Consider the following 5,261-nt stretch of genomic DNA (forward strand, 5'->3'; position numbering starts at 1 on the left):
GTCCGGCGGCCCGAGCGCGGCCAAGACGGATCAGATGCGCAAGGATCCGCGCGACGCCGAGACGCCGGTGGCCGACCGCCGGGCGCCGGCCGCCGTGGCGATACCGGATATCTCGATCGTCACCCTCGACCCCGCCGAGTCCAAGCCGCAGTTCTCGGTGCAGCGGTGGGGCAGCGGCCAGCAGGACCGGCCGGACTCGTTCATACCCGCGGAGCCCGCGCACGAGTCCGAGGCGAAGCCCGCCCCGTTCCTCTCGGGCTCCGGCGCCCCGGCCCCCACCAACAAGGTCGGCGCCCCCAACCCGTCGCTGCTGTTCCCCGGCGAGACGCCGCCCCCGGCGGGCTTCACCGAGGAGTCGGTCAACTGGTGGGACAACCACTTCCGCATGATGCTCCAGTGGGCAGCCCAGCAGATCATGCCCACCTGAGTCCCGTGTCGAAGTCCCATCCAGCTCCCGGGTGGACTTCGACATAGGCCCAGCCTGAACGACGCGTAAGGCCCGGCGCTCCACACCGGGCCTTCACACCTGGCTGTCGCTCTAGTGTCTACGCCTGAGCGGTTGCGGTGCGGCTCCGTGAGGTGGCAGGTGGCGTACGGGGCCACGAGTTCCCGAAAAACCACACCCGTTTATGAACGACAACGACTGCGCTCACCAGGTCCCGCAGATCGTCGGGCTCGGCGCGGAGCCGGTGGTGAGGTTGTGGATCAAACACGCCAAACTCTGCGAGGAACTGCCGCTACCCGTCGGCCCGCCCGCCACCGGGCCGCCGTCGGCCATCGCGGCGGGCGCGCCCACCGCCGGAATCACACAGGCCCCGGCCACCAGCGCGCCTGCCACCACTCGTCGAATACGCATACTTTCCCGTCCTTCTCGATCCTTTCCCGACCGAGGACAGTCAACGACTCCGGCGCCACCCGGACCAGACAGGAATTCATGCGACCCCGATGCTCTGGGCGCACCCTGCGGTCTGCCGCGCTCCGACGTGACATCGCCAGTGCGACAACCACTTCCAGGCGCTGGGCAACAGGCCACGCGGCGACGCCGGGTCCGGCATGCGCGCATACCGGACCCGCGCCGACTACACCGACAGGTCGCGGCGGAGCTTGGCGACGTGGCCGGTGGCGCGCACGTTGTACTGGGCGACCTCGATCTTGCCGGTCTCGTCGACGAGGAAGGTCGAGCGGATGACGCCGGTGACGGTCTTGCCGTACATGGTCTTCTCGCCGAACGCGCCCCAGGCGGTGAGCACGGAACGGTCCGGGTCGGACAGCAGCGGGAAGGTGAGCTGCTCGGCATCGCGGAACTTGGCCAGCTTCGCCGGCTTGTCCGGGGAGATGCCGATGACGTCGATGCCCGCGCCGTCGAGCTCGGCGAGGTTGTCGCGGAAGTCGCAGGCCTGCTTGGTGCAGCCGGGCGTGCTCGCGGCGGGGTAGAAGTACACGATAACCTTGCGGCCTCGGTAGTCGGCGAGCGACACGTCCTTGCCGTCGGCGTCGGGCAGCGTGAAATCGGGGGCGGTGTCGCCGGGGGAGAGTCGTTGATTGTCGGTCACGTCCTGCACGGTAACCGAAGGCTCGGACACGGCGCGGACAGACCGAGCGACACTGTGCGGACCGACAGGCGGCGGCGGTGCGGAGGCGTCCGGCGCTGTAAGGAAGGACAGTGTTCCGCGCGCCACGGGGCCGCCGCGCGCGTACCGATAGACTCGTCCGCGAGCTGAGGGTGACCCCGCGAGGGCCGAGCACGCACCGCGATTCGAGCCCCGGCGCGGCACATCAAACACAGGAGGCCTGAACGTGGCGAAGGATACCGAGCGGATCGAGCAGGAGATCGAGGCCGCGCGCACGCGGCTGGCGAGCACGCTCGACGAACTCGCGGTGCGCGCGGATCCGCAGCGGATCGCGAGCGACAGCAAGCAGATCGTGCTGCGGAAGCTGAACGAGCCCAAGGTGAAGTACAGCCTGATCGGCGCTGGCGCCCTGGTGGTCGGGCTGGTGCTGCTGAAGATCTTCCGCTGATCGCCTGCGAACAGCAGAACACCCGGTGTGCCTGGCACACCGGGTGTTTGCGTTTTCGCGAATATCAGACCGTGGGGCAGGCGAATCCATCGCCGTCCGGGTCCAGGTGCGGGCCGTAGCCCGGCTCGCCGCGAAACAGGGGCGCTCGGCCCGCGGCCTTGGCCTCTTCGCAGTTGGCGAACGCGCCGCCCGCCGAACCGGTCTGGGTGAGACCGGCCGAACCGGTTGCGGCGGAACCGGTGTCGACGGCGGACGAGCCGGTTCCCGAGGATCCGGACGGAGGGGCGGCCAGCGCGGTCGGCGCCGCGAGGAGGGTCAGTCCCGCGACGGCAGCGCTGAAGGTGAGCCGGCGAACGTTCATGTATTCCTCTAGATAGTTGCTGCGGTGGATAGGCGTCCGACCGGACGCCGCATCCACTGTTGTGACGCCTCGCCCGCTTGTCAACCGCGTCGCCCGAGAACTAGGGCATTAGGGGATCGGGTTCACTCGCCCAATCGACGGCCCGCCAGGTGCTCGGCGGGGATGTTTCCCATGCGTCCTGCCTGGTAGTCGTCCATTGCCTGGATGATTTCGGCGCGGGTGTTCATCACGAACGGCCCGTATTGCACGACGGGTTCCTGAATCGGCCGGCCGCCGAGCAGTAGCACCTCGAGGTCGCCGGCCCGATTGTGTTGGCGCGCATCGGCACTCACCGTGATGGCGTCGCCGGGACCGAAGACCGCCAGCTGACCCTCGTGCACCGGCCTGCGCTCGGCGCCGACCGTGCCGCTGCCGGACAGCACGTACGCCATCGCCGTGAAGTGTTGCGGCCACGGCGTTTCCAGCTGTCCGCCGGGGCTGATCGAGGCGTGCGCGTAGGCGATCGGCGTGTAGGTGGAGCCGGGGCCGTCGAAGCCGCCGATCGAGCCGGCGATGAGCCGGACCAGCGCGCCGCCGTCGTGCGAGCTGACCAGCGTCAGCTCGCTGCCGCGCAGATCCTGGTAGCGCGGCGCCGCGAACTTGAGCGTGCGCGGCAGGTTCACCCACAGCTGGATGCCGTGGAACCAGCCGCCGGTCATCACCAGCTGCTCGGTGGGCAGCTCGTCGTGCAGGATGCCGGAGCCCGCGGTCATCCACTGGGTGTCGCCCTCGGCGATCACGCCACCGCCACCGTTGGAGTCGTGGTGCACCATCGCACCGTCCATGACGTAGGTGACGGTCTCGAAGCCGCGGTGCGGATGCCACGGCGCGCCCTTGGCCTCGTGCGGCTCGTAGGCGACCGGGCCCATCTGGTCGAGCAGGATGAACGGGTCCGCGGTGCGCAGGTCGACGCTCGGGAACGGCCTGCGTACTTCGAAGCCGGCGCCCTCGCGCTGTTTCGGCGCGCTGACCACGGTGCGCACCGGGCGGTCGCGCATGGTCTCGGTGGGCTCGGGCAGGCGCGGCAGGACCATGAGGTCGGGAACGGTGATGGCGGGCATCGGAACCTCCTGGAAGCGGTTTAGTGTCCATGTCAACCAAACGTCGGTAGACTTCATTCCCATGGAGTGGCTGAGCGACGAAGAACAGGCGACATGGTCGGCCTACATCCGCCTGCGGCAGCGGCTCGACGCGGCGATCGCCGCCGGTCTGGCCCAGGACGGCCTGTCCGCGGCGGATTACGAACTGATGGTGGCCCTGTCGGCCGCGCCCGGCGACTGCCTGCGCGCCAAGGATCTGGCGGCCGAGGTCTGCTGGGAGAAGAGCAGGCTCTCGAAGCACCTCGCCAGAATGGCCGCCCGGGGTCTGGTCGACCGGCAGCCGGTCGCCGAGGACGCGCGCGGTGTGCTGGTGCAGCTGACCTCGGAAGGGCGGGCGTTGCTCGAACGCGCCGCGCCGAATCATGTGCAACTGGTCCGCGAGCTGTTCATCGACTGCGTCACGCCGACGGAGGCCGACGCGATTCAGGCGCTTTCCGCCAAAGTGGTTGCGGTAGTAGAGGAATCTTAGGTGCGGCGGAGGAGACGGTGCCACCAGGAGCTACGAGGCCGATCGACCGGTGCGGGCTCGGGCGCGGGCGCCGGCTTCTTCGGTCTCCGCGCCGATCGCCATTGCGCGACGATCTCCTCGGTATCGACCGGCGCGACCCGGACGTGCGGTCCGTGCGGCATGCGCAGCCACTCGACGACCCGCTTGTTGATATCCCGCACCGTCTCCCGCACCGCCTGCTCGGAGTTCAGCGCGCGGACGGTCTCGGGTAGCCGCTCGATATCCCGGCGCAGCAGCAGCGAGGGTGGGAGCAGCGCGTCGCCGCTGACGCCCTCTTTCCGGAGGTAGCCCTTCAGCCACCAGTTCTCGTCGTCGCTGCCGCGCGGAATCGGCTTGCCCGCGCCGGGCAGATTCTCGAATTCACCCCGCTGGGTGGCCTCGCGGATCTGCTTGTCGATCCACGACTCGTAGTCCAGGTTTCCTGGTTTGCGCTCGGTCATCGCGTCACCTTCGACGGCGGGGGCGGTCCCTCCAGTCTATCGAAGGCGTAGATCGACTGGGCGCAGCGCCGAAACCGTTGTCCGGCAACGGGTCACGACCACGGTGTGATCGGCGGCTTCACCCACATCAGCTTCTCGTCGGTGCGTTCGCGCCGCGCGGCGGGGTGCTCCGGGTGCCGGGCGGCCCACTCGTCCTTCTCGGCGAGCAGTTCCGCGACCGTCACCCAGGTCTCCTCGGTGCTCGGCGGGTTGGTCTCGGCCGCCCTGGCCAGTTTGCGCCGTGTCGCCGCGGGCATCGCCAGCAGCTCGGGGCCGGTGACGCCGAGGTGCCAGAGGTAGCTCGCGAGGCGCCGGGCCTTCTCGGCGCGGCTCTTGGCCGCCGTGTCGCTGTGCGCGTAATCGGTCATCGCGGGTCCAAAGGTCGGTGGTGCACGACCCTAGCCGCAGGCCGCGCCGGATGCGACGACGCCTCCCCGCGGGCAGGCGGGGAGGCGTGTGGCGCGGGTCGCGGATCAGTACGCGCTGTTGACGTTGTCCATCGAACCGTAGGTGTGCGCGGCGTAGTTGCACGCGGCCACGATGTTGGCGACCGGGTTGTAGATGTCCCACGAGGTGCCCTCGACGTGGAACGAGTGGAACGTCGGGTCGATCACCTGGAGCAGGCCCTTGGACGGGATGCCCGCGGCGGCGTTGGAGTCCCACAGGTTGATCGCCTGCGGGTCACCGGTCGACTCGCGCATGATGTTGCGCATGATGCCGTCGTAGCTGCCGGGGATGTTGTTCGCGTGCATGAT

10 protein-coding genes are annotated in these 5,261 nt (G+C 69.2%); 3 read left to right on the forward strand and 7 right to left on the reverse strand.

Annotation, left to right across the window (positions count from 1 at the left end):
* A partial coding sequence (locus tag ON39_RS07725; protein WP_040732586.1) for a hypothetical protein occupies nt 1–427 on the forward strand: 427 nt, incomplete at its 5' end.
* Nucleotides 428–649: 222 nt separating this feature from the next.
* Here the strand turns inward: ON39_RS07725 and ON39_RS07730 are convergent.
* Nucleotides 650–856: a hypothetical protein gene (locus ON39_RS07730; RefSeq protein WP_146251264.1), complete on the reverse strand. Its 207-nt coding sequence runs from the start codon at nt 854–856 to the stop codon at nt 650–652.
* A 223-nt stretch (nt 857–1,079) separates the two neighbouring features.
* Nucleotides 1,080–1,553, reverse strand: a complete 474-nt coding sequence (gene bcp, locus ON39_RS07735) for a thioredoxin-dependent thiol peroxidase (RefSeq protein ID WP_040732596.1) — start codon at nt 1,551–1,553, stop codon at nt 1,080–1,082.
* A gap of 244 nt (nt 1,554–1,797) precedes the next feature.
* On the opposite strand from bcp, the gene ON39_RS07740 reads away from it, so the two are divergent.
* Nucleotides 1,798–2,019 (forward strand): DUF3618 domain-containing protein, encoded by a 222-nt coding sequence (locus ON39_RS07740; RefSeq protein ID WP_040732588.1) that lies wholly within the window; start codon nt 1,798–1,800, stop codon nt 2,017–2,019.
* Between the two features lie 64 nt (nt 2,020–2,083).
* Here ON39_RS07740 and ON39_RS07745 read toward each other — a convergent pair whose 3' ends face one another.
* Both ON39_RS07745 and ON39_RS07750 read right to left on the reverse strand, forming a co-directional pair.
* Entirely contained in the window at nt 2,084–2,380 is a 297-nt protein-coding gene (locus tag ON39_RS07745; protein ID WP_040732589.1) for an excalibur calcium-binding domain-containing protein, read from the reverse strand.
* A gap of 122 nt (nt 2,381–2,502) precedes the next feature.
* Nucleotides 2,503–3,480, reverse strand: a complete 978-nt coding sequence (locus ON39_RS07750) for a pirin family protein (protein WP_040732590.1) — start codon at nt 3,478–3,480, stop codon at nt 2,503–2,505.
* On the opposite strand from ON39_RS07750, the gene ON39_RS07755 reads away from it, so the two are divergent.
* Nucleotides 3,470–3,988, forward strand: coding sequence for a MarR family winged helix-turn-helix transcriptional regulator (locus ON39_RS07755; RefSeq protein ID WP_306307538.1), 519 nt, complete (start codon nt 3,470–3,472; stop codon nt 3,986–3,988). The two genes, ON39_RS07750 and ON39_RS07755, sit on opposite strands and share 11 nt — an antisense overlap.
* On the opposite strand, the gene ON39_RS07760 is transcribed toward ON39_RS07755, so the two are convergent.
* From ON39_RS07760 to ON39_RS07770, 3 genes are all read right to left on the reverse strand, one after another.
* Nucleotides 3,985–4,467 carry a DnaJ family domain-containing protein gene (locus ON39_RS07760; RefSeq protein ID WP_040732594.1) on the reverse strand — a complete coding sequence of 161 codons (483 nt, stop codon included), beginning with the start codon at nt 4,465–4,467 and terminating at the stop codon, nt 3,985–3,987. The two genes, ON39_RS07755 and ON39_RS07760, sit on opposite strands and share 4 nt — an antisense overlap.
* Before the next feature lie 92 nt (nt 4,468–4,559).
* The gene (locus tag ON39_RS07765; protein WP_040732595.1) at nt 4,560–4,874 is read right to left on the reverse strand and encodes a hypothetical protein; all 315 of its coding nucleotides are present in this window, start codon (nt 4,872–4,874) and stop codon (nt 4,560–4,562) included.
* 105 nt (nt 4,875–4,979) lie between these two features.
* On the reverse strand, nt 4,980–5,261 hold a 282-nt coding region (locus tag ON39_RS07770; protein WP_040732597.1), incomplete at its 5' end, for a transglycosylase SLT domain-containing protein.

The sequence above is a fragment of the Nocardia tenerifensis NBRC 101015 genome, assembly GCF_000308715.1.
Lineage (GTDB): Bacteria > Actinomycetota > Actinomycetes > Mycobacteriales > Mycobacteriaceae > Nocardia > Nocardia tenerifensis.